Below are 25925 nucleotides of genomic sequence, written 5' to 3'. Positions count from 1 at the left end.
CCTATTACGAACTCGCTTTATAATTAACGTAAGCTAATTTTGATACGAGAATTATTGTGAGTCTAAAATTTTTACCATTCCATTCCATTACTATGCTGGCGTGGTGAATGTACAGCACACTCTAATATCTCCTTAAGTTTTTTCGAATGAATATTTTAAGGATAACAATATGAACACTGCTAATTTTAAATTATTAGCCATTGCCGGTATCACGGCTACTTCATTGATTGGCTTGCCTGCTATGGCAAAAGACAATCATGGAAATGGTAACGGTAATGGGCACGGAAACGCCAAGGGTAACTCTGCTCATATTAGTAAAGATTACAAGCATAGTGGCAATGCTCAACCAAATATCAACGCTTATCGCAATGCTAGCTCGAATGCCTCATTTAAGCGTGATCTCGATAAATATGGTTACAGAGTAGTCGGCAATATTGATAGAAGAGATTATGATCGTTCTGTCGTTTTAGACCGTTATGATGACCGTTACGTCCGTCTTCGCACCCCAGAAAATAATATTGTGACGGTGATTAATGATACGTTGCAGATCATCGATGTTTTAACCAGATAAATATAAGATTCGGTTTTTAACCATTTTATAAATCAACCATAAAAAAGATGCCTCTAGGGCATCTTTTTTATTTTTTACTACTAAAAATCACCGTTAAGCCAGCACATCACCGACGATACAAGCATCAGGCAAGGTAACGACCGTCAATCCTGTCTTTGGATCGCCAGTTGATAGTACCATGCCTTCTGATACGCCAAATTTCATCTTACGCGGTGCAAGGTTGGTCACGCAAATGACCTTTTTATTAACCAATTGCTCAGGCTCATAAAACTTACGGATACCACTGAACACGTTACGCGGTTTATCTTCACCAACATCTAGCGTGAACTGTAGTAGCTTATCAGCACCTTCTACATGGTTACACTCTAAAACGTGTGCGACTTTCATCTCGACTTTGGCAAAGTCTTCGATACCAATATAGTCAGTTTGTTCAGCATCCGCATCTGTTGCAGGTGTTTTATCCTTTGCGTCAGGCTTGCTACTTTCAGTCGCGGCAGGAGCGTCTACTTGAGCTAATGATGCTTTAGAATCTTCTACCATCGCTTCAATATCTTTTTCTTCGATACGTTGCATGAGTGGTTTGAACTTGTTGATTTTGTGACCCAGCAACCATTGGTTACGGCTTGCGAAGTCTAAGCTATCAATGTTCAAAAACTCTTTTGCATTGGTGGTCAGTTCAGGCAAGACAGGAGCAAGATAAACCATCAATTGACGGAAGATATTGATAGCGACCGAGCAGACGTCTTGAACTTCTTGCTCAGTACCTTCTTGCTTCGCTAGTGACCATGGTTTTTTGGCATCAATGTATTCATTAGCCTTGTCTGCACACTGCATGATCAAGCGCATGGCACGTGAGAACTCACGGTTTTCGTAGGCAGCAGCAATCTCATCACCCGTTTTGGTGATATCTTCTAATAATGCCGATTCTACGCAAACTTCTGACAGCATACCGTCGTATTTTTTCACCAAAAATCCAGCGCTACGACTGGCGATATTGACGACTTTACCAACCAAGTCAGAGTTGACCTTTTGCATAAAGTCTTCTAAATCTAAGTTGATGTCTTCGACTTTGTCAGACAGTTTGCTGGCGAAATAATAACGCAGGTATTCTGGGTGCAAATGCTCAGCATACGTTTCGGCCTTAATAAAAGTGCCGCGTGACTTACTCATTTTTTCGCCATTGACCATTAAGAAACCATGGGCAAAGACGCCAGTCGGCGTACGTAATTCGCTACCAGCTAGCATCGCTGGCCAAAACAAGGCGTGGAAGTAAACGATGTCTTTACCGATGAAATGATAGACTTCGGTTTTGTGCTCGTTTTCTTGCATCCAGTAACGGTCAAAATCAAGCGCTTGGTCTGTACCTGCACGCTTATCGCATAGGTTTTTAAAGCTTGCCATGTAGCCAACTGGTGCATCTAGCCATACATAAAAATATTTGTCTGGCTCATCGCTTGGCGTATCTGGAATTTGGAAACCAAAATAAGGCGCATCACGAGAGATATCCCAAGTGGCTAAACCGGCTTCAAACCATTCTTGTAGCTTGTTGGCAACAGAGGTTTGCAAACGGTTATCGCTGCGTGTCCAGTCTTTTAAAAACTGCTCAAACTCTGGCAAATTAAAGAAATAATGCTTAGAGGTTTTGAGCACAGGTGTCGCGCCCGATAGCGTAGACTGTGGGTCTTTAAGTTCGGTGGCATTATATGTGGTGCCGCATACTTCACAGTTGTCACCGTATTGGTCAGCTGATCCGCATTCAGGGCAAGTGCCTTTGACAAAGCGATCGGCCAAAAACAATTGCTTTTCGGGATCAAAAAGTTGCTCGACATCTTTAGTGCTGATATGCCCAGCGCTATTAAGACGACGATAAATCAGCTCAGAGAAATGCTTGTTTTCTTCTGAATGGGTTGAATGATAATTATCAAAATCAATCAAAAATTTACTAAAATCGGCCTCATGTGAAGCTTTAACTGTCGCAATCTGCTCTTCTGGTGTGATGCCGTTATCTTGAGCTTTGAGCATGATCGCCGTACCGTGTGCATCATCCGCGCAGACATAGGTAACCTGATGACCTTGCGCTTTCATGGCACGTACCCAAATGTCGGTCTGAATATATTCTACAAGATGCCCCAAATGGATATAGCCATTGGCGTAGGGCAGCGCACTGGTTACTAGAATCTCACGCACAAAATCACCTATATTTTTATAAAAACGGGTTAGTTATCGAACATCTCAAGCAGTTCATCGCTCTTCGATGCGATGTTATTAATACTAAAAATAATAAAAATTCAAAAAGTGTGCCTATGATACCGTAATTCAGATAAATTTGTGATATTCCTTAGTAATTACTTATCGTTTGTCAGGCATCTGTCAGCCATAAACAATAGGCTTGCGCCGTATTTGATAGTTATAGAATGGTTATAGAGCAGCCACAAAAAACCCACCAAGCATTTTGCCAAGTGGGTTTTTTATTGAGGTGTTACTTGTGTAGGTATTAATAGTCGATACTGAGAAACGACTTATAGGTTAACTCAATTTAGAATGAGCCAAACATGGTACCTAAGGTAATAACAGCGACCACAGCCACTAATGGAATGACCATCGTAACCATGGCTAAGTTTAAGTAAGACTGCTTATGGGTTAAACCACAAATGGCGAGTAAAGTAATGACCGCGCCGCTGTGTGGCAGTGTATCCAAACCACCCGCTGCCATAACGGCCACACGGTGCATCAGCTCAGGGTCGATACCAGCATTAACTGCCATTCTGAGATAATCTTCACCCAATGTCGACAGCGCAATACTCAAACCACCAGACGATGAACCTGTGATACCAGCAAGTGTGGTCATAGCGACCGCTTCTGAGATGAGCGGGTTATTAGGAGTTAAGTTTAGAATGCTGTCACGAATGATAAGAAAGCCTGCTAATGAGGCGATAACCGCACCGTAACCAACTTCTGATGCCGTATTAAAAATCGGCAACATAGAATCATAAGTACCACGGTTAATGGTTTTCTGTAGATTGTTCCAATGACCAATACGCAGCAAAATTAGCACCACACAAGCCAAGACTAATGAGATGATAATCGACCACAGTCCAAGTGAACCTGCGATATTTAGGTCTGGAAACTGGGTTTGCAAGCCACTAAAGTCGACCGATGGAAAGACAGCGTAAGTCAATAAGGCGTTCAAACCAATGACCAATACCAGCGGAATCATAGCAACCGTAAATGAGGTTTGGTGAGTACTTAATACCTCAGCTTCTTTTGCAGTCGCACCAACGCCGCCCACATCTTCATCATCATGCTGACCATAGCCTTCGCCCGCTGCATTGGCTTTTTTGGCACGTGATTGCAACCACAACCAACCGCAAATAAACATGATCGTACCGCCGATAATACCCAAAATAGGCGCAGCAAATACGTTGGTATTGTAATAAGGGATTGGAATAGCGTTCTGAATGGCTGGCGTGCCCGGTAATGCAGTCATGGTAAAGGTAAATGACCCTAAAGCAATCGCTGCTGGAATTAAGCGTTTCGGAATATCAGCGGCTTTAAACAAGTCTTTGGCGATTGGATAAATGGCAAATGCCACGACAAATAATGACACACCGCCGTAAGTCAAAATGGCACAGACCAAAATCACCGCAAGAATGGCTTTGCTGGCACCGAGCTTTTCGACGACCGTATTGGCAATGGCTGTTGCCGCGCCAGAATCAGCCATCAAACGCCCGAATAGTGCGCCTAGCAAGAATATAGGGAAGAACTTGAGTAAGAATCCACTTAACGCGCCCATAAAAACATCGGTATAAGCGGGGATGGTGCTTAAGAAGTCACCTGACAGTAAGACTGCTAGTGTCGCCATAATCGGTGCTAAGATCAGCACAGAATAACCGCGATAAGCAAAAAACATGAGTAATAATAGAGTAATGACAATAGCAAGTGTACTAAACATGATAGCCCTCCTTGGCAAAATTAAAGTAGCAAGTATTTAGAGAATATCAATAGGAGTCAATGGTAAAATTCAGCAGTACAGCATGGTAAAGGGTTGTTGTGTCATGCATATTTGTACTGCTGAAGTGTTGACAGACGATACACTCAGTGGCTGCGCTCTTCCTTATGGTTTCTGACTTATGGATATCCTCTAGTCGCTATGAGAATAATGTGCTAAGTTAGCATAAGTGTTTTATATATGATATACCGATATAGAATGTATTACTTTAAATAATAGTTCTTATAATTTTGAATGTTAAGGGGTGCTCTCATTTTTATCACCATTTTTAAAGTGAGGACACGCCCTAGTAAAGCTGCATAAGTAACGCTGCATATAAAATATTAAATAAAAAAGGAGTTTAGTATGAGTCAATCAAAAGTATATAGCAGTGCCGAAGAAGCGCTAAAAGGCATCGTTAGTGATGGACAAACCCTCGCTATCGGCGGCTTTGGTTTGTGTGGTATTCCTGAAGCGCTAATCGAAGCCCTGCGTGATAGTGGAGTGAAGGATCTAACTTGTATCAGTAATAACGCAGGTGTCGATGATTTTGGTCTTGGTCTGTTACTACAAACTCGCCAAATCAAAAAAATGATTTCCTCTTATGTGGGTGAAAACAAAGAGTTTGAGCGTCAATATTTGGCAGGTGAGTTAGAAGTTGAGCTGACCCCGCAAGGAACGTTGGCTGAAAAGCTACGTTCGGGCGGCGCAGGTATTCCTGCATTTTACACAGCAACTGGTGTCGGCACACTGGTAGCTGAAGGTAAAGAAACACGTGATTTTGATGGGCGCACTTATGTGCTTGAGCATACATTGCGTGCTGATGTGGCATTGATCAAAGCGCAAAAAGCAGATAAATCGGGCAACTTAATGTTTAATAAAACCGCCCGTAACTTCAATCCAGACTGCGCTATGGCAGGCAAAATTACCATTGTCGAAGTAGAAGAAATCGTAGAGACTGGCACGTTCGATCCTGATGAAGTGCATCTGCCTGGTATCTTTGTGCAGCGTATTGTATTAAATAACAGCCCTGAAAAGCGTATCGAAAAGACGACAATCAAGGCAGCCGAAGGCGCTTAATTGATAGCGTTGTCGAAATATTTCTAAAAGATGACATTAATAATAAAATATTGTAATACCATTTCCGAAAATTGGAGTAGAAAGGAAAACGAGTGAAAGTGCTACATTTAGTAGACTAAGCGAGTTTGACACCGTTAATCATATTTTTTGGGGTGGTTATAAAAATAAGGAAGTTACCATGGCATGGACAAGAGAGCAGATGGCACAGCGTGCCGCAAAAGAATTAGAAGATGGCTATTACGTAAATTTAGGTATTGGTCTACCAACCCTAGTTGCCAATTATATTCCTGAAGATGTGGATGTCTGGCTACAGTCAGAAAACGGCCTGCTAGGTATTGGCGAGTTTCCAACAGCAGACAATGTCGATGCTGATTTGATTAACGCTGGCAAGCAAACAGTGACCGCAGAACCAGGCGCCAGTTATTTTGGTAGTTCAGAGTCGTTTGCGATGATTCGTGGTGGTCATGTTAATCTTGCAATATTGGGCGCGATGGAAGTCTCAGAAAAAGGGGATTTGGCCAACTGGATGATTCCTAAAAAAATGGTCAAAGGCATGGGCGGTGCAATGGATTTAGTCGCTGGCGTGCAGCGAGTCATTGTGTTGATGGAGCAAGTCAACAAACACGGAGAACCAAAAATCCTTGCCAATTGTGAGCTACCATTAACGGGTAAAGGGGTCGTTGATCGTATCATTACTGAGCTTGCGGTACTCGATGTGACTGACAGTGGCTTGAAGTTAGTTGAGCTGGCAGACGGGGTCAGCTTCGAAGAACTCCAAGAAAAAACGCCTGTGAGTATTGCCCAATAAGTGAGCATTGCCCAATAATAGTATTCAGAAAAGCTATGTAATGAAAGGACATAAAATATGGCGACTCAATTACAGCATGATTTGACAGGGAAGGTAGCGTTGGTCACTGGCTCTGCAAGTGGTATCGGTCGTGACATCGCTGAAACTTATGCAAAAGCAGGCGCTGCGGTTGGTATTGCGGATATTAATCTTGAAGCAGCGCAGAAAACAGTTGATGCTATCGAAGCGGCTGGTGGGCGCGCATTGGCAATTGCCATGGATGTTACTTCAGAGGATGCGGTAAACGCAGGTGTGCAGCAGCTAGTCGATACCTTTGGTGGGATTGATATTCTCGTCTCCAATGCTGGTATTCAAATCATCGACCCAATCAATAAAATGGCATTTGACGACTGGAAAAAAATGCTCGCTATTCATCTAGACGGGGCATTTTTGACCACCAAAGCCGCTGTACAGCATATGTATAAAGACGATAAAGGCGGTACGGTCATCTATATGGGTTCTGTGCATTCGCATGAAGCATCAATGTTTAAAGCGCCTTATGTGACTGCTAAGCATGGTTTACTTGGACTGTGCCGAGTATTGGCAAAAGAAGGTGCCGAGCACAATGTGCGCGCGCATGTGATTTGTCCTGGATTTGTCAAAACGCCTTTGGTCGAAAAACAAATCCCGCAACAAGCGGCTGAAAAAGGCATCAGCGAAGAATCCGTAGTGAATGATATTATGTTGGTCAATACTGTCGACAAAGAATTCACGACGGTCGAAGACATTGCTCAGTTGGCACTATTTTTAGCAGCATTCCCAAGCAATGTATTTACGGGTCAGTCTATCGTTGCCAGTCATGGTTGGTTTATGAATTAATATACAGATATAACTATGTAAACCACAACGTCAGTCCTACTGGCGTTGTGGTTTTTTTATGCGTCCAATTCAGCTACACTGTCATCATAAAAGGTTTGGCTAACATGCTCATGAGCTATATTGTTTACGCTATTTACGACAGTATTCACTGAGTTTTTACCATACCTAACCACTTGTATAGGCAGTAACGGTCACTATGTTTAACTTTATGAAGAAAACCTCTACTAAAAAACCAGAAACACCAGAGCAGCGGGCAGAGCGCGATAGTGCTGTGGACAAGGTACTGCTTGGTTACGAAGTAGGTACCATTAGCATTGCCACCATGGTCACAGGACTTGAGCGCGATGGCGATCAGCTTACCTTAGATTTGCGTCTTCCCGTAAATAGTAACCCTGAAATCATCCAACAAGAGCTCGGGCAGCTGCTACATCCGCACGGTATCAAAGCGATTCACATGAATGTCCGTCTGCCAGCACCAGCGAAAGGGACAGGATCAAGCTTACCGAAGGCAATGCCCAAGACCACCAATGCAATGGACAGTCAAAGCCAGTCGTCAGAAACGACTGGTAGTAAGACAACTGATGCCGAACCGCCGATTACCAAAGCCGCACCGACACAAGCATCGTTGACAGCGCATCCGCGTATTCGTCATATTATCGTGGTGGCGTCGGGTAAAGGCGGTGTTGGTAAATCAACCACTACCGTCAATATCGCCTTGGCATTACAAAAGCTTGGCAACCGTGTTGGTGTACTTGATGCCGATATCTACGGCCCTAGTATGCCAACCATGCTGGGCGTCGATAATGTCAGACCTGAGCTAGAAAATGAGCAGTTCGTTCCTATCAATGCGCATGGCATGGCAATGCTATCGATTGGTAGCTTGCTCGACGGTGACAATACGCCTGTCGCGTGGCGCGGACCAAAAGCTACTGGTGCCTTGATGCAACTGTATAATCAAACCAATTGGCCGCAGCTAGATTACTTAGTGATTGATATGCCACCGGGTACGGGTGATATCCAATTGACGCTAGCTCAGCGTATCCCCGTAACGGGTGCCGTGATTGTCACGACGCCGCAGCATATTGCCTTACTTGATGCGCAGAAAGGCGTTGAGATCTTTAACAAAACCAATATACCAGTGCTTGGCGTGGTCGAAAACATGGCACTACATACGTGTAGCAACTGTAATCATACCGAAGCTATCTTTGGCACAGGTGGCGGCGAAAAAATCGCTGAGCAATATCAGGTGCCGCTATTAGGTCAGTTGCCATTGGCGAGCGGTATTCGTGCACAAGTGGATAAAGGTGAGCCAAGTGTCTTAGCCGATGATGAATTTGCACCTTACTATATGAGCATTGCTAAAAATATTGAAGCCAATATTAATAAATTTGCCAAGCCTATCGATGATAAGCGTATTTTTTAATGGTTTTTAATGGCTTCTAGTAATAGTTAAATAGCCTAAGTAAGTAAAGCTTGAAGGGCTTGGATTTTTAAAAAGGGAATATTGTGAGCTTATCGATTTATCAACGTCATTTAGACAATATTCCCAAACAGTATAGGTTACTGAAATTATTCCGCCCACCGATATATGTGATTGAACTCTCAAACAATCAATTGATTGCCGTTTGCTACTATAAAGATAGGAGTAGCAAACGCTATGAAGTCCATGCTGATTTTAGCAATCGTCGAATGGTCATTGCCGATTTTTTTAAAGCATTACAGGCGCTGACTGATCTACTGCTTAAATTTCCCAAACATCCATTTGGCATAAATGGTTTTGCCGTAGTCAATGTGACTGAAGAGCTGGCAGATGGATTGACGTCGATAGAGATTAAAGCGGTGAGAGAGGCAATTTGGGCAGCCTCAAGGCAGGCAAAAAGAAGCGTTATAAGTACCGCAGTCAGCTACCAAGGACAGGTAGTTTCTCAATGAACTATGGCTAGGATGCCTTAATCATGAATCAAAGTCGCAACGACCAAAATCAACAACACTTATCCACCCGCATTAAGCCAGTTGTTCTCAATGAGCTTGTTCAAAACGGTCAGCCTACTTTTGGCATCTTTGCTCACGTCAAAAATATCAATTATTTGGACTATCACAGCCATCTTATCTCACAAAAAACCTTACCAAATTGGCGCAAAGAATTAAAGGCCAACCAATTCTGCTTTATCCAAATCATTCAGCCGCCTTATCGAGTCTGTCTAGCATTGGCGACGATTAAGCTGGCAACCAGTGCTTTTGTTTATCTTTACAACGATGAGACGGATGAGTTGGAGGTTTGTGAAGCATTGCAGCCGTTGACTCGTCATACGCTATTGGAGGGTGATTGTCATCAAGGGCAAATGGCGTTTGTCCATGCGAATTTAACCGTGACACTAGACTTTATGCCTTCACAAGTTAAGGTGGCGCTGGACAGTCAATATATCGCATTACATGCGACACTGGCGCGGCAAGCGCAGCCACTGGCTATCTGCACACCAACTGGCAGGCGTGGCTGGACGTTTACGCAAAAAGAACCATTAACAGCCATATCTGGTCATTTGCTTATTAAAGCCAATTCAAAATTTAACACGGATGCTCAAGCCAAACAAATCCACTTTTCCGAAACGACTATCGCTAATCTAGATTGGACGCTCGGCTATATGCGTCACAAGACCAATTGGTTTTGGACTTGTATTAACAGCTATTTACCTGATGGTCGTCATTTTGCATTGAACTTGTCGATGGGTGTCAATGAAACAGGGGTTAGCGAAAATGCGTGCTGGCTGGCTGGGCAGATTTATTATCTACCACCAGTGCTATTTATACGTAAAGATTTGGATACATCCGTGCAAAATACTTGGCGTGTCTATCATCAGAATCTAGGCTGGAGCAACGTGGATATTGACTTAACCTTTACACCGATAACCGTTTATAAGAAGACGGATAACTTTGGTGTGCTTGCCAGTATCTTTGAGCAGTGGCTTGGCTTTTATAGTGGTGAGATTCGCATCAAAAATGAGGTGATTAAGTTTGATAAGGTGATGGGCTTAGCAGAAGATCACTTTGCCAAATGGTAGATTGTAAAAGATAGGTTGATGATAATTAGGCTATTGGACGTATTAATTTTAAAGTCGCCATTGCTCTATAAATTGAGCCCTCAATTCCGTATAATCGTCGCTATTAAATATTTGCTAAGGAACAACAATGTCTATCAAATCTGACCGCTGGATTCGTAAAATGGCCGAAGAACATGGCATGATTGAGCCATTTGAAGCGGGTCAAGTACGATTTAATGATGCAGGCGAGCGTTTGGTCAGCTACGGTACGTCAAGCTATGGTTATGATGTGCGCTGTGCCCCTGAGTTTAAAGTCTTCACCAACGTGCATTCAGTCGTCGTTGATCCTAAAAACTTCGATGAAAAAAGTTTTATTGATATCGTCGGTGATGAGTGCATCATTCCGCCCAACTCATTTGCGCTAGCACGCACCATGGAATATTTCCGTATTCCACGTGACGTATTAACGATTTGCCTGGGTAAATCAACGTATGCCCGTTGCGGAATTATCGTCAATGTCACGCCGCTTGAGCCTGAGTGGGAAGGGCATGTGACTTTAGAGTTTAGTAATACCACCAATTTGCCAGCGCGTATTTATGCGGGTGAAGGCGTGGCGCAGATGCTATTTTTCCAAAGTGATGCTGATGACGTATGTGAAACCAGCTATAAAGATCGCGGCGGTAAATACCAAGGACAGCGCGGTGTGACTTTACCAAGAACCTAAGCGTCAAAAACCCAAGCGCCAAAAACCTAAGCGTTTTAAAAGCCGTTACACTTTTAGACTGACAACAAAAAAGCTGGCCGTATTCAATACGACCAGCTTTTTTAGGTAGAAAAACCGACTATTTCAATACTTTTAAGCCTGCTTTATTATCACGTTTCGGCTTGGGTGCTGCTGTTGGGCTTTTCTTAGCAGCAACTGGTGAATCGCCTTCAGGCTGATAATTGTCATATTCATTGGGATCAAAAAACATCCCTTGCGAATTCTCTTTCGCATAAATACCTAGCACCGCCGTCAGTGGTACCCAAATATCTTGTGACACGCCGCCAAAACGCGCACTGAAATGTATATAGTCATTTTCCATACTCATATTACCAGTGGCACGGCTGGCGATATTCAAGACAATACGACCATCTTGCACGTGTTCGGTTGGAATTTGCACGTTTTCAGCCGTTGCATCGACCATCAGATAGGGAGTCAGGTCATTGTCTTCTATCCACTGGTATAGCGCACGTACCATGTAGGGGCGGGTCGGAGTAATAGAGGTGGTTTCGCTCATCTGATGATTTCCTATACTAATGATATTTTATAATTAAAAGACAGTTATTTCAGTAATTTATCAGAGGATAAAGGCTACTTAACGTCTGTTTTATTGGTACTTATTCTAGGACAGCTTTTTATACTTGTCTAGGGCGTGTCTTCATTTCAAAAATGGTGATAAAAATGAGATAAATTGCCGTTAAACAAGAAAATAGCGCAGATAATATCGGGATATTAACCAGCTATTTGACGATGTTTGGCAAGATTTAGCCATTTCTAGCCCATTTAGATGACTATCGAGTAAATTGAAGACACGCACTAATTAACGCACGCTTTTTTGAAAGCTACTGCGCTCAAAGACTCTCGTTTGATAGTCAAACAACGGACGACTAATAGCCCGAGGTAGTTCGATGCCCATCTCCTCAAGTCGCCATAATAAAGGCGCGAGTAGTACATCACACCAACCAAACTCATCCGCCATAAAGTAAGACTTGTGAGCAAACAGCGGTGATAAGGTAATCAATGAATCAGCGAGTTGCTTTTTTGCCAAGGCAGCTTGTGCTTTGTTAAAGCTATCTGGATGCATAAGCAATCGCTTGCCGAGTACCAACCAATCACGTTGTATACGCCATGCCAATTGACGAAACTGAGCCCGCTCTTGTGGAGTGTCAGGCAGCAGTTTATTGGCATGATAACGTTCCTCAAGATATTCAAAGATGACGTTAATTTCATAGAGCGCAATCTCGCGCTGTTGCAGAACAGGCAAGGTGTGATAGGGGTTGAGCTCAGTCAAATCTTCAGGACGCTCAGAATGCAAACGTGATAAATAATAAGCGAGCTTCTTTTCTTCAAGTAATAGGCGTACTACATGACTGTCGTAGCCGTCATCAGCGTATAAAATCAGCTGACTACTGGGAATGTCATTCGCATCAATCATGAAAGCCTAATGTTAATAGTGAAGGTTGTCATCGTAAACAAAGTCGCTGTGTTTATCAAGGTAACTCGCGTAAATGTTGCTGGTGAGCGCTTTATTTGTCTGATGTCTTGAGTTTTCATTAGATATTAAACCATCAAAACATAAAAAAGGCACTACCGAAGTAGTGCCTTATATAATGCTTGGTTTTTATGCTATCTACTTCTATTTATTTTACATCTTTCCAGAACTCTTTGTTGAGCAAGTAGACTGGGATGAGTAAAACCAATAAGAAGATAATGACGAAGAAACCAATTACTTGACGGTCGTGACGAGCAGGCTCACCCATCCACGCCATAAAGTTAACCAAATCACCGACCTCAGACTCGAACTCTTCCTGACTCAATTTTTCTTGCATATTGTGCAAGACATGAGGCATTGCAGCGTTTGCAAGCACTAGGTTATTGGCGCCCCAAGGACGACTTGGATCTTCATAAAATGATAGTAGGTAAGTATATACCCAGTCATCGCCGCGCAGTCTTGTCTCAAGTGACAAATCTGGTGGCGCAGCACCAAACCATGAAGCCTGAACCTCAGGGTCAATCTCAGCATTGATATGATCACCAATCTGATCGGTCGTCACCATCAAGTATTTTTCGACCAGCTCAGGTGGAATCTCTAAATCTTTAGCGATGCGAGAGTGACGAACATACTGTGCTGAGTGACAACCTGCACAGTAATTCATAAAAATCTTGGCACCGTTTTGTAGCGAGCCTTTATTGGTAAAGTCAATAGGGGCTTCACTACAGAGCAAATGCTCTTCGACACCCTCAGCATTGGTGAATGTACCACACCCACTGCCCGCTGCCAGTGCAGTACCAGCAGTCAAAGTCAGTGCCGCGCCTAAGCCTAGACCAGCTAGGGATTTAATTAGCGTGCTCATTAGTGACCTCCGGTAACGCGTTCTGGTGGCTGTTTACACTTCTCGATAGAGGTATAAATTGGCATCAGTAAGAAAAACAAGAAATATAAGACAGTGAAGATACGAGCCATCAATGTTGCTGTTGGTGTTGTTGGCGTCGCGCCTAAGTAACCTAAAACTAAGAAACTAATCGCAAACACGGTTAAAGCAATTTTAGATAAAATGCCTTTATAACGTATAGAGCGTACCGGCGATCTATCGAGCCATGGTATCAAGAATAATACGGCAATCGCACCACCCATCGCAATCACACCACCCAGCTTGTCAGGGACTGCACGTAAAATGGCATAGAATGGCGTGTAATACCATACTGGTGCAATATGAGCAGGCGTCTTCAGCGAGTTCGCTGTCTCAAAGTTTGGTGGCTCAAGGAAGAATCCGCCGCCCTCTGGGAAGAAGAATACCACTGCAAAGAACAGGATAAAGAACACCACAATACCGACCATATCATGAACGGTGTAGTACGGATGGAACTCAATACCGTCTAATGGCACGCCGTTTTTATCTTTTAGCTTTTTAATGTCGATGCCATCAGGGTTATTCGAACCCACATGATGCAGTGCCACTAAATGCATAAAGACTAAGCCCACGAGCACTAAAGGAATAGCGACAACGTGTAAGGCAAAGAAGCGGTTTAGGGTGATACCGGAGATAATATAATCACCACGTACCCATTCGGCAAGACCGTCACCAATCACTGGCAACGCGGCAGGTAAGTTCAAGATAACCTGTGCACCCCAGAATGACATGTTGCCCCAAGGTAGCAAGTAACCGAAGAAACCTTCTGCCATCAATGCTAGATAGATACCCATACCGATGAGCCAAATAAGCTCACGTGGTTTTTGGTACGAACCGTAAAGCAAGGCTCTAAACATATGCAGATAGACCACCACGAAGAACGCCGAGGCGCCAGTGGAATGCATATAGCGAATGAGCCAACCGCCTTTTACATCACGCATGATGTATTCAACAGACGCAAATGCCCCTTCGGCACTTGGGTTGTACATCATCGTTAGCCAGATACCCGTCACCAATTGGTTGACCAGTACGACCATAGATAACACGCCAAAAAAGTACCAAAAGTTAAAGTTTTTTGGTGCGTAGTACTTGGACATGTGATATTCATAGGTTTCGGTCGCCGGAAAGCGCGCGTCCACCCAGTGCATAATTTTTTTACCCATACTCATATTAAGCCTCCCCAACCGTCAAGATGGTACCATCCATACTATAATCTGGGATGGGTAAGTTAAGCGGTGCTGGAACGCCACTAAAGACGCGACCTGCTAAGTCATACTTAGAACCGTGGCAGGGGCAGAAAAATCCGCCATACCAGTCATTACCGCCTAAGTCAGCGGCACCAACGTCAGGGCGATAGTTCGGCGCACAGCCTAAATGCGTACACACGCCTTCAACGACCAACACAGTTGGTTCTAAAGAGCGCGTAGGATTCGCACAGTATTCAGGCTGTAAAGAGGCAAGAGAGTTTGGGTCAGACAGCAATGGTTCGACTGACTCTAATCCTGCAATCATATCTTCGGTACGCTTAACCACATAAATAGGTTTGCCACGATATTTGATGACAATCATTTGTCCATCTTCGATAGAACCGATATCTTGGGTCACTGCAGCCCCTGCAGCTTCAGCTTTTGCGCTTGGCGTCCAAGAGCGGACAAAAGGTGTTGCCAAGGCAGCTACCCCAGCTGCACCAATCGCGGCAGTCGAGGCAATAAGAACTCTACGGCGTTTTACATTAACGCCTTCGGCATGGCTCATTAATACTTCCTCCAGGTGAATGAAATGGGATTATCCCACACTGGGTTTGTGGCTTAGAGAATATTGGCTTAAAAAATATAGATACAATATCAAGCCACTTTAGCTGTGCCTAATTTTGCTAATTGTTGCTATTCTAAGCTATTTTGGTCATAAAATAAATTATTGCGTTAAAAATAAAGCAACCTTGATAGGGCATAGTATGAGGTTGAACAACATTATTTGTCCACGATTGCTTGGATATCACCGTATCGTTACTGTTTTTATGCCAGCAAGGTTTGTCAGCGCGATGACCTTATAATTAATAAGGGTATTTAGCAATAGCGAATGATACTTGAAATCGAGGGAATGTTCACTAACTTTCAGTCCCTAATCTCTGTGTAAGTGGTCGTAAACGAATAATCACCACACTATTAATAGCGTGGTGATTATTTTAGCCTTTAAATATGCCATGGATAGAAACTTAAAATATCAGTTCATGGAATGTGTCTATTTCAAAGGTACTTAAAGGTACGTTTTAGCGACTCATTCTAGCCTTCAAGTGTGCTCCAGCGCTCAAGCTTGCTCATCATTTCATCTTCAATCACTAGTAAACGCTCACTAGCTGCTGTTGCCGCATCGAAGTCTTTAGTAAACCATGAGCCGTCAGCCAGTTTTTCTTGTAGCTCATTTTGTTCAGCTTCAAGCACTGCAATCTCTTTTGGCAAATTGTCTAACTCACGCTGTTCATTATAATTGAGCTTTTTGGCTGTAATACTAGGTTTTGCTACGGCTTGCTTGCTAGCTGATTTATTTGCTGCATTTGTATTACTTACTGGCGCTCTAGCAGCTTGTGCTGCTTGCTCACGATTTTTTTGTACCAGATACTCTTGATAGCCACCGACGTACTCTTTGACGATCCCTTTGCCATTTTCATCTTCGCCGAATACCCATGTTGAGGTAACGACGTTATCCATGAATGAGCGATCATGGCTGATGAGCAAAATCGTACCACCAAAGCTTGCGACTGATTCCTCTAATAGCTCAAGTGTCGCCATGTCCAAATCGTTGGTTGGCTCATCGAGTACTAGAATGTTGGCAGGCTTCAATAGTTGCTTGGCAAGTAGGACGCGGTTACGTTCACCGCCAGACAATGCCTTAACAGGTGTACGTGCACGCTCCGGAGCAAATAAGAAATCTTGCAAATAGCTCATAATGTGTGTCTTACGACCGCCAACTTCGACGAAATCTGAGCCTTCTGAGACGTTTTGTGCAACACTCGCTTCTAAATCTAGCTGATCACGTAACTGATCGAAAAACGCGATTTTTAGATTGGTTCCTAGCTCAACGCTGCCTGTCTTCGTGACTTCGTCATCAGACATGTCGAGTAGAGCTTTAATAAGCGTGGTTTTACCCGCGCCATTAGGCCCGACAATACCGATTTTATCACCACGCATGATAGTCGTCGTAAAGTTATCAACCAATACATTGCCATCATACTCAAGATGCAAGTTCTTAACTTTGCAGACCAGCTTTCCGCTTTTTTCGCCTTGACCCATGGTGATGTTTACATTACCCACTTGCTCACGGCGGTCGCCACGCTCTTCACGTAAGGCTTTTAGCTCACGGACACGGCCTTCATTACGGGTGCGGCGAGCTTTAATTCCTTGACGAATCCAAACTTCTTCTTGCGCCAATTTTTTATCAAAGTTAGCGTTATTTTTTTCTTCAGCCAATAACTGTAGCTCTTTTAGCTCTTGATAGCGTGCGTAGCCACCTTCACCTTGGGTTACGTCATAGCTGGTCAACTGACCGCGATCAAGCTCAATGATGCGCGTCGACAGTTTATTCACAAATGCTCTATCATGGGTAACGAACAATAATGTCAAACCTTGCCAATCCAATAAGAAGCGCTCTAACCATTCGATACTCTCAACGTCCAAATGGTTGGTAGGCTCATCGAGAAGCAGTACATCAGGCTTGGTAACTAGTGAGCGCGCAAGTAGTACGCGGCGCTTACGACCACCAGACAGCGACGATAAGTCATCATCTGGATCAAGGCCCATCGTAGTAATAAGGCGAGTGGCATCACGCTCTAAATCCCAGCCATGTACTGCATCGATATCATGCTGTAAGTCGGCCATACGCTCACAGGCATCCATATCGCCATTGGCACACATATCGACTTGCTTATTATAGTTAACCAGCAGATCAGCAGTGCGACGACTACCACCCATGACGATATCCAGTATGCGGCCACTGGTTTCTGGTACGTCTTGCTCAAGCATCGCAACACGTACACTACTATTGATGATGACTTCACCACTATCAGGCTGCAATGAGCCATTGATCAACTTAAACAGAGTGGATTTGCCTTCGCCATTGCGACCAATCAAACACACACGCTCGCCAGCATTGATCGCAAAATCAACGCCATCAAGAACGGGAGCCACGCCAAATGCGAGGTGAATATCTTTTAGATGTATCAGTGCCATAAAATATCTTAAGCTTATATAATAGTGAGGTAGGGGTTGTTGCAAAATTGGCAGCAGTATAACATGCCACCACCTGACTGTAGTGCGAGTAAATGGTTTATCAGTACTATTTTATTGCTATTTATTGGTAGTCAATATGCTATGCATGTTACCGCTTATGAATTGCTACCATTTCACGGTCATCAATCAAAAATGAATATTCCAGCAAATTCAGTATATGAATGCTATCACTTAGAGAAAAATATGGATCAATCTGTCCCACCAACGACACCTTTAATCAATCCTCAAGGCAATTCATCTGCTGCCCAAAGCGATCTACAACTTCAAGTGATTGAGTTACAGATGAACATGGCTCATCTGGAGCTAACGGTAGAGCGACTCGATGAAGTTATCGCTCGGCAAGACAAGCATATTCAGACTGTACAACGTCAATTGCAGCTTATTTACAAGCAAGTTGAAAGCCAAGATATCGAAGGAGGAATTGCTCCATTTGATGTTATGTCTGATAGGCCACCGCATTATTAAAAACCGTTAAAATAAGAGAAGCTGTCTCTATTTAGAATATATTCTTACTTTTGAATATGGTTAATGGTCGATGACTGTCTAGTCATAATTCGGTAATAATGTATTTTTACAGTTGTCTTAAGGTAAAAAAGACATTAGTATCCTTCTCCTTAGCTGCTGCCTACCTAGCAATTTTTGGTACGGCGGTAAAACAATGCGGATGTTTGGAGATACACAATGCGGGCCACCTTTCACCTAAAAACCCTTACAGTAGCGATTGCTGCTTTCTCTGTCGCTAGCGCTGCTAGTGCTGCTGGTCTTGATCGTTCAGGACAAGACGTTACCGCATTTTTGCAAGACGGTACCTACGCTGAAGCGGTTTACACTTACATCGATGGTGATGTAAGTGGCCATGACAATGCTTATGTCGGTCCTGATAAAAAGGCTTATGAGCAAGGCAAAAAAATCGATGATATCGCTGAGTCTTATGACTTTTTCCGTTATGGCGTAAAAGCAGATATCAATGATACATTCAGTGTTGGTATCTTATACGACGAGCCTTTCGGTGCTGCTGCTGATTATAGTGGTGATAATAATTTCGTGGCTAGAGGTGATTTGGATGCTTCGGTTAATGCCATTTCAGGTGGCAAAGCAAGCAGCGCAGCAGATGCGGGTCTGAAAATTGGTCAATTGACGGCAGGCGCAACACAAGCAGGTGCAGCAGCCGCAGATTTTGCAGCCCAAGCGCAAACCGCGACGACCCCACAAGCAGCAGCAGGATTCGCAGAGAAAGCGCAAGCTGCCCAAACCCAAGCGCAAACGCTAGCAGGTCAAGCCCAATCTCTTGGCGCAGCAGTAGCAGCCGCACGTGCAGAAGCAGCGACTACCGGTGAAGGTACTAACGTAGAAGTTCGTACCGAAAGCGTCACGGGTATCTTAGGTATGAAACTTGGTGAAAATAAAAACTTCCAAGTATATGGTGGCCCTGTGATGCAGCAAGTCCAAGCCGATGTAGCCCTACGTGGTATTGCTTACGGTCCTGCTACTGGCTATACCACTCATATTAGCTCTGACCAAGATTACGGTTGGTTAGCCGGTGTCTCTTATAGCAAGCCTGAGATTGCATTACTAGCTGCGTTAACGTATCGCTCAGAGATCGATCATAGCTTGAACATTGATGAAACTTATCCGCTAGTGGCTGCATTGGGTGGCGACCCTGTTCAGGGTAACAAAATTGATATCACTACACCTAAGTCAGTCAACTTTGACTTTCAAACAGGCGTGAATCAAACGACGTTAGCGACCGCAAAAGTACGTTGGGTACCTTGGACTGATTTTGCAATCGTGCCACCCCTTTATAACGAAGTCAGCAAGCGTTCAACAGGTGATGATAAAGGTCTTCCTTTAGTGAGCTATGATGAAGATCAATGGTTAGTAGAGTTGGGTCTTGCCAAGCGTTTGTCGCCAGCATTAGCTGTTACGGGTACGGTCGGTTGGGATAGTGGCGCTGGTGATCCAGTGACCTCGCTAGGCCCTATCGAGGGATATTATAGTGCTGGTCTTGGCGCAAAATATAACCTCACTGAAAACTGGGCGGTATCAGCCGGTGGTAAGTACCTGTGGTTTGGTGATGCTCAAGGTCAAATCCCAACGAAAACTATCGTTAGTGATTTTGACAGCAATGATGGCTATGCACTTGGTGTAAAAGTATCTTACCAAGCAAAATAGTATCAAACTAAAACATATCTAGTTTGGTTATCTATTTGACGATTTAGCAGCAAAAAAAGCGATCCTAAGCCGGTCGCTTTTTTTTGCTCAAAATAAGGACAGTCAAATATGTACACTCTATTATCAGGGTATGCTTCTTGATGACTGAACAAGAAGAAAAAAGACGATTTTAGTCCAGTAAAAAGCAAATTCAAAAGATAATTTTACTAAAAGAAACAAGTGTTTAGTGTGTCAGTTACATGTAATCTGTACTGTTCAGTCATATTTAGGAAATAAAGTGCTTTAAGTGTTGTTTTAGTGTCAAAAAGCCATTATTATCGAAATCAGGACACTGTTTTTATAATTTAAATTTGCGTGCACCATGGCCAATTTTAGATTCGTAGGACGGTTAAACAACTAGGATGTTTGGAGATACATAATGCGCGCTACCTTTCACTTAAAAACCCTTGCGGTAGCTATTGCTACTATTTCTGTAGCCAGCATGACGCATGCTGCCGGTCTAGATCGTTCAGGTCAGGACGTCACTGCTTTCTTTCAAGATGGGACTTATGCCGAAGCGGTTTATACCTATATTGACGCTGATGTCAGTGGTAAAGACAGTGCTAACAATGTTCCTTCTAGTAATACCTATGTCGAAGGTGGTGACACGGGTGATATCGCTGAAGCTTATGATTTCTTCCGCTATGGCGTAAAAACTGACATCAACGATACGTTCAGTATTGGTATTTTATACGATGAGCCTTTTGGTGCAGCTGCCGAGTACACAGGCGATAGCAATTTTGTATCGAAGGGTGATCAAAACGCGTCTATCCAGCAACTGACTAATGGTCAATTCAATGGTGCAACGCTTGGTCCTACAATAAATGCTTTGAGAGCTCAAGCTGCAGCAGAACCTGATGCAGAAGTAAGAGCAGGCATCGTGCAACAAATTACAAATCTTAGTACTGTAGGCGCAATCGCTCAAGCTGAGGCAGGCAATGCAGGTGAAAACACCAATGTAGAGGTTCGTAGCCAAAGCTTGACAGGTCTACTTGGTATGAAGTTTGGTGCCAATAAGAACTTCCAAGTTTATGGTGGTCCAGTAGCACAGCGTATTCAAGCTGATACGAAATTACGTGGATTGGCTTATGGCCCTGCTACAGGTTACACTTCGACCAGTAACCCTGATATGGACTATGGTTATATCGCTGGTGTGTCTTTCAGTAAGCCTGAAATCGCTTTGAAAGCTGCATTGACTTATCGTTCTGAGATCGATCACGATATACAAATATCTGAGACTTATCCGCTAGCAGGTCTTAGAGCGCTTGGAGCAGGAGCTTCTCCAGCACAAGCGGAAGCAGCAGCAAATAGAAGCAGTGACTACGAGATCACCACTCCTAAATCAGTCAACTTTGACTTCCAAACCGGTATCAATCCAACTACATTAGCCACCGCAAAAGTACGTTGGGTGCCTTGGAGTGATTTTGTCATTACCCCTCCATTATACAATGCAGTTAGCATAAGCAGTGGTCTTTATGGCGATGACGGTTTAGATTTGGTTGAATATGAAGATGATCAGTGGCAAGTCGAGCTGGGTCTGGCTAAGCGTGTAGCACCAGCACTTGCCATTAGTGGTACGGTTGGTTGGGATAGCGGTGCTGGTGATCCGACTACTTCACTAGGTCCTGTCGATGGCTATTATAGTGTTGGTCTTGGCGCCAAGTATAACGTCACCAAAAACTGGGCAGTATCAGCTGGTGGCAAATACTTATGGTTTGGTGATGCTCAAGGTGCTCTACCAACTGACAAAATCGTTGCCGATTTCCAAGACAATGATGGCTATATCGCTGGCGTGAAGCTTTCTTATCAAGCGCAGTAATCAGTGAACACTTGTTACTTTTTTTAAAGTGTTATATTTAACAAAAAAAAGCAGCCCATTGTGGCTGCTTTTTTTTGTTGGGAAAAAATTAAATAAAATAGTCTTAATTATCAACACTGTACGAAAGTAGTAAAGAATAACCATATTCCTTTTCTATCGTTTTTCATCAAATTGATTATTAGATGCTTTTAAATACCGCAAATATATAAAAATTTTAACTAACATAAATCTATTTTTGGGAAAAGTCGAAAAGGGTATTGCTATAGCAGCAAACTTTAATTATGATACTGAAATCAGTTACGTTGTATTACATAGTAGTGATGTCTGATAACAATGAAAGGTAATATTGCGTAAGCGGTAGTTACATCTGCTAGTTAAATAAGTAAATCGTTTGGCAAAGGATTGCACAGCACAGGTTTCAATTACTGATATAAGTCATACCGTAATTAAGCTTTTTGCCAGTTATTTTATTCATGGAGGATATCAAGTGTCTCAAAAATTCCCTATCTCTAAACTCACTCTCGCTCTACTTACACTGTCAGCTGCATCGTTGACGCAAGCAGCTGGTCTTGATCGTTCAGGTCAAGACATCAAAGGTTTTTTTAACCCTGGTACTTACGCCGAGATTGAGTATGCTTACATCAACACGGATGTTTCAGTTAATGATAATGCTGGGGCAATCGCAAACGGTGCTCGTCTTGGTATTACCTCTAACGAAGATGAGTACGAAAAGGGTGTAAATACGGGTAATGCTACCGACGATCCTTATACTTTTGCTCGCTATGGTGTAAAAACGGATATTAATGACAGTATTAGTATCGGTGTGTTCTATGATGAGCCTTTTGGAGCAGAAGTAGAGTATACAGGAGATAATGCTTTTGTATCTCAACCAGGAAAACAGACAATCGTGGATTCTTCAACAGGAACTGCATTTCCTAATGAATTCATTAATCCAGCTGTTCTAGATTCTGATTATGATAAAAACACCAATGTTAGCGTTCATACTGAGTCATGGACAGGTTTGGTGGGTTTTAAATCTAACGGCTTCCAAGTATATGGTGGTCCAGTGATACAAAAAGTAAAAGCAGAAGTGCATTTACGTGGCCAAGCATATGGTCCATTGACAGGTTATGATGCCAACGTCAATAAAGACACTGACTATGGTTGGGCGGCTGGTCTTTCCTATAGTAAACCAGAGATTGCCTTAAATGCAGCGTTAACTTATCGCTCGGAAATTGATCATAAAACCGCGGTAGGTGAAAGAGTACCTCTATTAGATAATGATCTTATAAAAAGTGTATTTATCGGTAAATATAATGAACTTAATCCTAACGATATAATCACGCCTGAATTGGCGGCAGCTATTGGTGCTGATGCGACTACCGAAGCAACTGTGACCACACCAGAATCAGTTAACTTAAACATTCAGACGGGTTTAAGTGAAAAATATCAGCTACTAGGCACATTGGATGTACGCTGGGTACCTTGGAGTGACTTTAGTATTGTGCCTCCTCTTTATAATGCCTACTCTAAAGGAGCCGTTGCTGGTGGCTTACCACTATTGTCTTATGACAAAGACCAATGGAAAGTCGACGTTGGTTTGGCTAAACGCTTCAACGAAAAATTAGCGGGTTCTGTTGTGGTTGGTTATGACTCTGGTGCAGGTGATCCTGTCAGTTCATTGGGTACTATTGATGGTTTCTATAGTATCGGTGGTGGGGTTAAATATAATGTCACTCCTGAATGGGCCGTATCTGTCGGTGGAAAATACTTGAAGTTTGGTGATGCGACTGGACAGTTACCGAACGGCAGTATCGTTAGTAAATCTGAAGATAATGATGGTTACATCGCTGGTGTAAAACTGTCTTATCAGAGCCAGTAACTTCATTCTTAAACTTAGTTTTTAAACTTAGTTCTTATTTTGATTGAAATTTTATAAAGCTTATCGAGTTGTAATGGGTGAGCTTTATAATAAGCTGCAATGTTTTAAATAAAATTATAGATATTAATAAAGAAGACTACTAAGTCGGTTGTTACTATCGAAGTTAAAAGTCATCTCTCTTCAAAAGTAATAGACCATTAAGTTTTGACTGGTCAAGCTACTTTTTAGTATCTATAAAAATTATTCAGCTATTATATAAATAGTTGAATATAAAGGGAATATCTCATTATAATCCATGGAGGAATACGAATGTTACCTAACCATCATTCAATCTCAGCTAATTCTACAGCAAAGAAATTCAATACCCCATTAAAAGCAAGTGTCGTACTTTTGACATCAATGATATTGGCCTCGTGTGCTAGCGATAATAATAATTCGTACAAACTAGGTGATATCTTTAATGATAGTCCAGTAATCACACCGACACCGACACCGACACCGACACCGACGCCGACACCGACGCCAACACCGACGCCAACACCGACGCCAACACCGACGCCAACACCGACACCGACGCCGACACCGACGCCAACGCCAACGCCAGGTTACAGCTCTGAAGCAGAAGCAAACTTATCAGGTGTACAGCACTTATCTGTGAACACAGGTCAGCTTGCAGGTGTGAGAGAAGTGACCACACGTGATTTCGCTATTCGTAGCACCTCAGATGTTGATGCCCGTGCTGACACAGCTTTGACAGGAATCGTACCAGCACCAGCAGCAGTGACCTTATCAAGTGATAGCGATGCTGATACTGAAAACGGTTTTAAATCTTATAATGGCACTGGTAACGTACTGGCTGCCGGTGACCTGACTTATACCTCAATCTATAAAGACTTTGGTGACAATGATGAGTTGCGTGTCGCTCACATCGATGGTGGTGTTAGTGCACTAGGTAGCACAATTCCAGTAGATGGTGTGATAGCCGTTGGTAAAAAAACAGCGACTCTACCGACCGAAGGTAAGTTTGAATACACCGGTGATGCAACCAACCGCAAAGTAGGTCCTGGTAATGCTATTGAATATGGCACCTCAGCATTCACAGCAGATTTTGTTGCGAAGAACGTTGCCGGTACGCTTACATTTGCGCAAGCTGGTAATATTGAACTAGGGGCAAGCATAGACGGTAATGAGTTCACTGGCGAAAAAGGTGGCTACAATACTGAAGGTGCTTTCTACGGTAAAGATGCTAACTTCATCGGTGGTATCTATGAAGGCAATGACTCTCAAGGTACTTTTGGTGCTGAGAAAAATGAAGCCGTAACACCGACGCCAACGCCAGGTTACAGCTCTGAAGCAGAAGCAAACTTATCAGGTGTACAGCACTTATCTGTGAACACAGGTCAGCTTGCAGGTGTGAGAGAAGTGACCACACGTGATTTCGCTATTCGTAGCACCTCAGATGTTGATGCCCGTGCTGACACAGCTTTGACAGGAATCGTACCAGCACCAGCAGCAGTGACCTTATCAAGTGATAGCGATGCTGATACTGAAAACGGTTTTAAATCTTATAATGGCACTGGTAACGTACTGGCTGCCGGTGACCTGACTTATACCTCAATCTATAAAGACTTTGGTGACAATGATGAGTTGCGTGTCGCTCACATCGATGGTGGTGTTAGTGCACTAGGTAGCACAATTCCAGTAGATGGTGTGATAGCCGTTGGTAAAAAAACAGCGACTCTACCGACCGAAGGTAAGTTTGAATACACCGGTGATGCAACCAACCGTAAAGTAGGTCCTGGTAATGCTATTGAATATGGCACCTCAGCATTCACAGCGGATTTTGTGGCGAAGAATGTGGCAGGCAAACTGGACTTTGCTGAAGCTGGCAATATTAACTTAGCAGCGAATATTACTGGTAATCAGTTCTCAGGTACTGCAGCTGACGACAATGGCTACAATACTGAAGGTGCTTTCTACGGTAAAGATGCTAACTTCATCGGTGGTATCTATGAAGGTAATGACTCTCAAGGTACTTTTGGTGCTGAGAAGAATGAAGCCGTAACACCAACACCTACACCAACGCCAACACCAACGCCAACACCAACACCAACACCAACGCCAACACCAACACCAACGCCAACGCCAACGCCAACGCCAACGCCAACGCCAACGCCAACGCCAACGCCAACGCCAACGCCAACGCCAAC

The 25925-nt window shown here is 43.3% G+C and carries 21 protein-coding genes; 13 read left to right on the top strand and 8 right to left on the bottom strand.

Going from position 1 to position 25925, the window contains the following annotated elements:
- The first annotated feature begins 169 nt into the window (after positions 1–169).
- On the top strand, positions 170–571 hold the full coding sequence (locus tag AAEY72_RS07010; protein WP_352310010.1) for a hypothetical protein: 402 nt from the start codon (positions 170–172) through the stop codon (positions 569–571).
- Between the two features lie 93 nt (positions 572–664).
- Here the strand turns inward: AAEY72_RS07010 and metG are convergent, their stop codons facing one another.
- Together metG and AAEY72_RS07000 are read right to left on the bottom strand one after the other, a co-directional pair.
- The gene (metG, locus tag AAEY72_RS07005) at positions 665–2758 is read right to left on the bottom strand and encodes a methionine--tRNA ligase (RefSeq protein WP_352310009.1); all 2094 of its coding nucleotides are present in this window, start codon (positions 2756–2758) and stop codon (positions 665–667) included.
- A gap of 349 nt (positions 2759–3107) precedes the next feature.
- Positions 3108–4523, bottom strand: coding sequence for a GntP family permease (locus tag AAEY72_RS07000; RefSeq protein ID WP_352310008.1), 1416 nt, complete (start codon positions 4521–4523; stop codon positions 3108–3110).
- Between the two features lie 402 nt (positions 4524–4925).
- Here AAEY72_RS07000 and AAEY72_RS06995 point away from each other — a divergent pair, with 402 nt between their 5' ends.
- The 7 genes from AAEY72_RS06995 (at position 4926) to dcd (ending at position 11067) form a co-directional block, all read left to right on the top strand.
- The gene (locus AAEY72_RS06995) at positions 4926–5639 is read left to right on the top strand and encodes a CoA transferase subunit A (RefSeq protein WP_352310007.1); all 714 of its coding nucleotides are present in this window, start codon (positions 4926–4928) and stop codon (positions 5637–5639) included.
- 178 nt (positions 5640–5817) lie between these two features.
- On the top strand, positions 5818–6447 hold the full coding sequence (locus AAEY72_RS06990; protein WP_189581011.1) for a CoA transferase subunit B: 630 nt from the start codon (positions 5818–5820) through the stop codon (positions 6445–6447).
- Positions 6448–6504: 57 nt separating this feature from the next.
- Complete coding sequence (locus AAEY72_RS06985) at positions 6505–7305, top strand: 3-hydroxybutyrate dehydrogenase (protein WP_352310006.1); 801 nt, start codon at positions 6505–6507, stop codon at positions 7303–7305.
- Positions 7306–7501: 196 nt separating this feature from the next.
- Positions 7502–8728 carry an iron-sulfur cluster carrier protein ApbC gene (gene apbC / locus AAEY72_RS06980; protein ID WP_352310005.1) on the top strand — a complete coding sequence of 409 codons (1227 nt, stop codon included), beginning with the start codon at positions 7502–7504 and terminating at the stop codon, positions 8726–8728.
- An 83-nt stretch (positions 8729–8811) separates the two neighbouring features.
- A complete protein-coding gene (locus tag AAEY72_RS06975) occupies positions 8812–9237 on the top strand; it encodes a hypothetical protein (RefSeq protein ID WP_352310004.1) in 426 nt (141 codons plus the stop codon).
- Between the two features lie 23 nt (positions 9238–9260).
- On the top strand, positions 9261–10364 hold the full coding sequence (locus AAEY72_RS06970) for a DUF2804 domain-containing protein (RefSeq protein ID WP_352310003.1): 1104 nt from the start codon (positions 9261–9263) through the stop codon (positions 10362–10364).
- A 127-nt stretch (positions 10365–10491) separates the two neighbouring features.
- Entirely contained in the window at positions 10492–11067 is a 576-nt protein-coding gene (gene dcd / locus AAEY72_RS06965; protein ID WP_010199897.1) for a dCTP deaminase, read from the top strand.
- A gap of 118 nt (positions 11068–11185) precedes the next feature.
- Here dcd and AAEY72_RS06960 read toward each other — a convergent pair whose 3' ends face one another.
- The 6 genes from AAEY72_RS06960 to AAEY72_RS06935 all read right to left on the bottom strand — a co-directional run bounded on the left by AAEY72_RS06960 (position 11186) and on the right by AAEY72_RS06935 (position 17743).
- Complete coding sequence (locus AAEY72_RS06960) at positions 11186–11623, bottom strand: ClpXP protease specificity-enhancing factor (protein ID WP_010199894.1); 438 nt, start codon at positions 11621–11623, stop codon at positions 11186–11188.
- A gap of 303 nt (positions 11624–11926) precedes the next feature.
- Positions 11927–12541 (bottom strand): glutathione S-transferase N-terminal domain-containing protein, encoded by a 615-nt coding sequence (locus AAEY72_RS06955; RefSeq protein WP_010199892.1) that lies wholly within the window; start codon positions 12539–12541, stop codon positions 11927–11929.
- A 205-nt stretch (positions 12542–12746) separates the two neighbouring features.
- Complete coding sequence (locus tag AAEY72_RS06950; protein ID WP_352310002.1) at positions 12747–13460, bottom strand: cytochrome c1; 714 nt, start codon at positions 13458–13460, stop codon at positions 12747–12749.
- Positions 13460–14665, bottom strand: a complete 1206-nt coding sequence (locus tag AAEY72_RS06945) for a cytochrome b (RefSeq protein ID WP_026037242.1) — start codon at positions 14663–14665, stop codon at positions 13460–13462. Before AAEY72_RS06945 ends, AAEY72_RS06950 begins: the two co-directional genes overlap by 1 nt.
- A 22-nt stretch (positions 14666–14687) precedes the next feature.
- Entirely contained in the window at positions 14688–15272 is a 585-nt protein-coding gene (petA, locus tag AAEY72_RS06940) for a ubiquinol-cytochrome c reductase iron-sulfur subunit (RefSeq protein ID WP_352310001.1), read from the bottom strand.
- Positions 15273–15799: 527 nt separating this feature from the next.
- Positions 15800–17743 carry an ATP-binding cassette domain-containing protein gene (locus tag AAEY72_RS06935; protein WP_352310000.1) on the bottom strand — a complete coding sequence of 648 codons (1944 nt, stop codon included), beginning with the start codon at positions 17741–17743 and terminating at the stop codon, positions 15800–15802.
- Positions 17744–17806: 63 nt separating this feature from the next.
- Here AAEY72_RS06935 and AAEY72_RS06930 point away from each other — a divergent pair, with 63 nt between their 5' ends.
- From AAEY72_RS06930 to AAEY72_RS06910, 5 genes are all read left to right on the top strand, one after another.
- On the top strand, positions 17807–18268 hold the full coding sequence (locus AAEY72_RS06930) for a SlyX family protein (protein ID WP_352309999.1): 462 nt from the start codon (positions 17807–17809) through the stop codon (positions 18266–18268).
- A gap of 216 nt (positions 18269–18484) precedes the next feature.
- Positions 18485–19975, top strand: a complete 1491-nt coding sequence (locus tag AAEY72_RS06925) for a hypothetical protein (protein ID WP_352309998.1) — start codon at positions 18485–18487, stop codon at positions 19973–19975.
- A 418-nt stretch (positions 19976–20393) separates the two neighbouring features.
- Positions 20394–21833, top strand: coding sequence for an outer membrane protein transport protein (locus AAEY72_RS06920; protein WP_194618919.1), 1440 nt, complete (start codon positions 20394–20396; stop codon positions 21831–21833).
- 487 nt (positions 21834–22320) lie between these two features.
- The gene (locus tag AAEY72_RS06915) at positions 22321–23715 is read left to right on the top strand and encodes an outer membrane protein transport protein (protein ID WP_189581037.1); all 1395 of its coding nucleotides are present in this window, start codon (positions 22321–22323) and stop codon (positions 23713–23715) included.
- A gap of 309 nt (positions 23716–24024) precedes the next feature.
- On the top strand, positions 24025–25925 hold a 1901-nt coding region (locus AAEY72_RS06910; protein ID WP_352309997.1), incomplete at its 3' end, for a transferrin-binding protein-like solute binding protein.

This window comes from Psychrobacter sp. W2-37-MNA-CIBAN-0211 (genome assembly GCF_040309405.1).
Lineage (GTDB): Bacteria > Pseudomonadota > Gammaproteobacteria > Pseudomonadales > Moraxellaceae > Psychrobacter > Psychrobacter glaciei.
Note: the sequence above shows the minus strand (reverse complement) of the source record. Positions and strands in the feature narration are given on the sequence as shown.

What these genes read in the sequence shown, in the direction of transcription:
- AAEY72_RS06970 (WP_352310003.1), top strand. Translation starts at nt 9,261, where the DNA reads ATGAATCAAAGTCGCAACGACCAAAATCAACAACACTTATCCACCCGC.
- petA (WP_352310001.1), bottom strand. Translation starts at nt 15,272, where the DNA reads ATGAGCCATGCCGAAGGCGTTAATGTAAAACGCCGTAGAGTTCTTATT.
- apbC (WP_352310005.1), top strand. Translation starts at nt 7,502, where the DNA reads ATGTTTAACTTTATGAAGAAAACCTCTACTAAAAAACCAGAAACACCA.
- AAEY72_RS06925 (WP_352309998.1), top strand. Translation starts at nt 18,485, where the DNA reads ATGCGGGCCACCTTTCACCTAAAAACCCTTACAGTAGCGATTGCTGCT.
- AAEY72_RS06930 (WP_352309999.1), top strand. Translation starts at nt 17,807, where the DNA reads ATGCCACCACCTGACTGTAGTGCGAGTAAATGGTTTATCAGTACTATT.
- AAEY72_RS06935 (WP_352310000.1), bottom strand. Translation starts at nt 17,743, where the DNA reads ATGGCACTGATACATCTAAAAGATATTCACCTCGCATTTGGCGTGGCT.
- AAEY72_RS07010 (WP_352310010.1), top strand. Translation starts at nt 170, where the DNA reads ATGAACACTGCTAATTTTAAATTATTAGCCATTGCCGGTATCACGGCT.
- AAEY72_RS06950 (WP_352310002.1), bottom strand. Translation starts at nt 13,460, where the DNA reads ATGAGCACGCTAATTAAATCCCTAGCTGGTCTAGGCTTAGGCGCGGCA.
- AAEY72_RS06990 (WP_189581011.1), top strand. Translation starts at nt 5,818, where the DNA reads ATGGCATGGACAAGAGAGCAGATGGCACAGCGTGCCGCAAAAGAATTA.
- AAEY72_RS06985 (WP_352310006.1), top strand. Translation starts at nt 6,505, where the DNA reads ATGGCGACTCAATTACAGCATGATTTGACAGGGAAGGTAGCGTTGGTC.
- AAEY72_RS07000 (WP_352310008.1), bottom strand. Translation starts at nt 4,523, where the DNA reads ATGTTTAGTACACTTGCTATTGTCATTACTCTATTATTACTCATGTTT.
- AAEY72_RS06920 (WP_194618919.1), top strand. Translation starts at nt 20,394, where the DNA reads ATGCGCGCTACCTTTCACTTAAAAACCCTTGCGGTAGCTATTGCTACT.
- AAEY72_RS06995 (WP_352310007.1), top strand. Translation starts at nt 4,926, where the DNA reads ATGAGTCAATCAAAAGTATATAGCAGTGCCGAAGAAGCGCTAAAAGGC.
- AAEY72_RS06955 (WP_010199892.1), bottom strand. Translation starts at nt 12,541, where the DNA reads ATGATTGATGCGAATGACATTCCCAGTAGTCAGCTGATTTTATACGCT.
- dcd (WP_010199897.1), top strand. Translation starts at nt 10,492, where the DNA reads ATGTCTATCAAATCTGACCGCTGGATTCGTAAAATGGCCGAAGAACAT.
- AAEY72_RS06960 (WP_010199894.1), bottom strand. Translation starts at nt 11,623, where the DNA reads ATGAGCGAAACCACCTCTATTACTCCGACCCGCCCCTACATGGTACGT.
- AAEY72_RS06945 (WP_026037242.1), bottom strand. Translation starts at nt 14,665, where the DNA reads ATGCACTGGGTGGACGCGCGCTTTCCGGCGACCGAAACCTATGAATAT.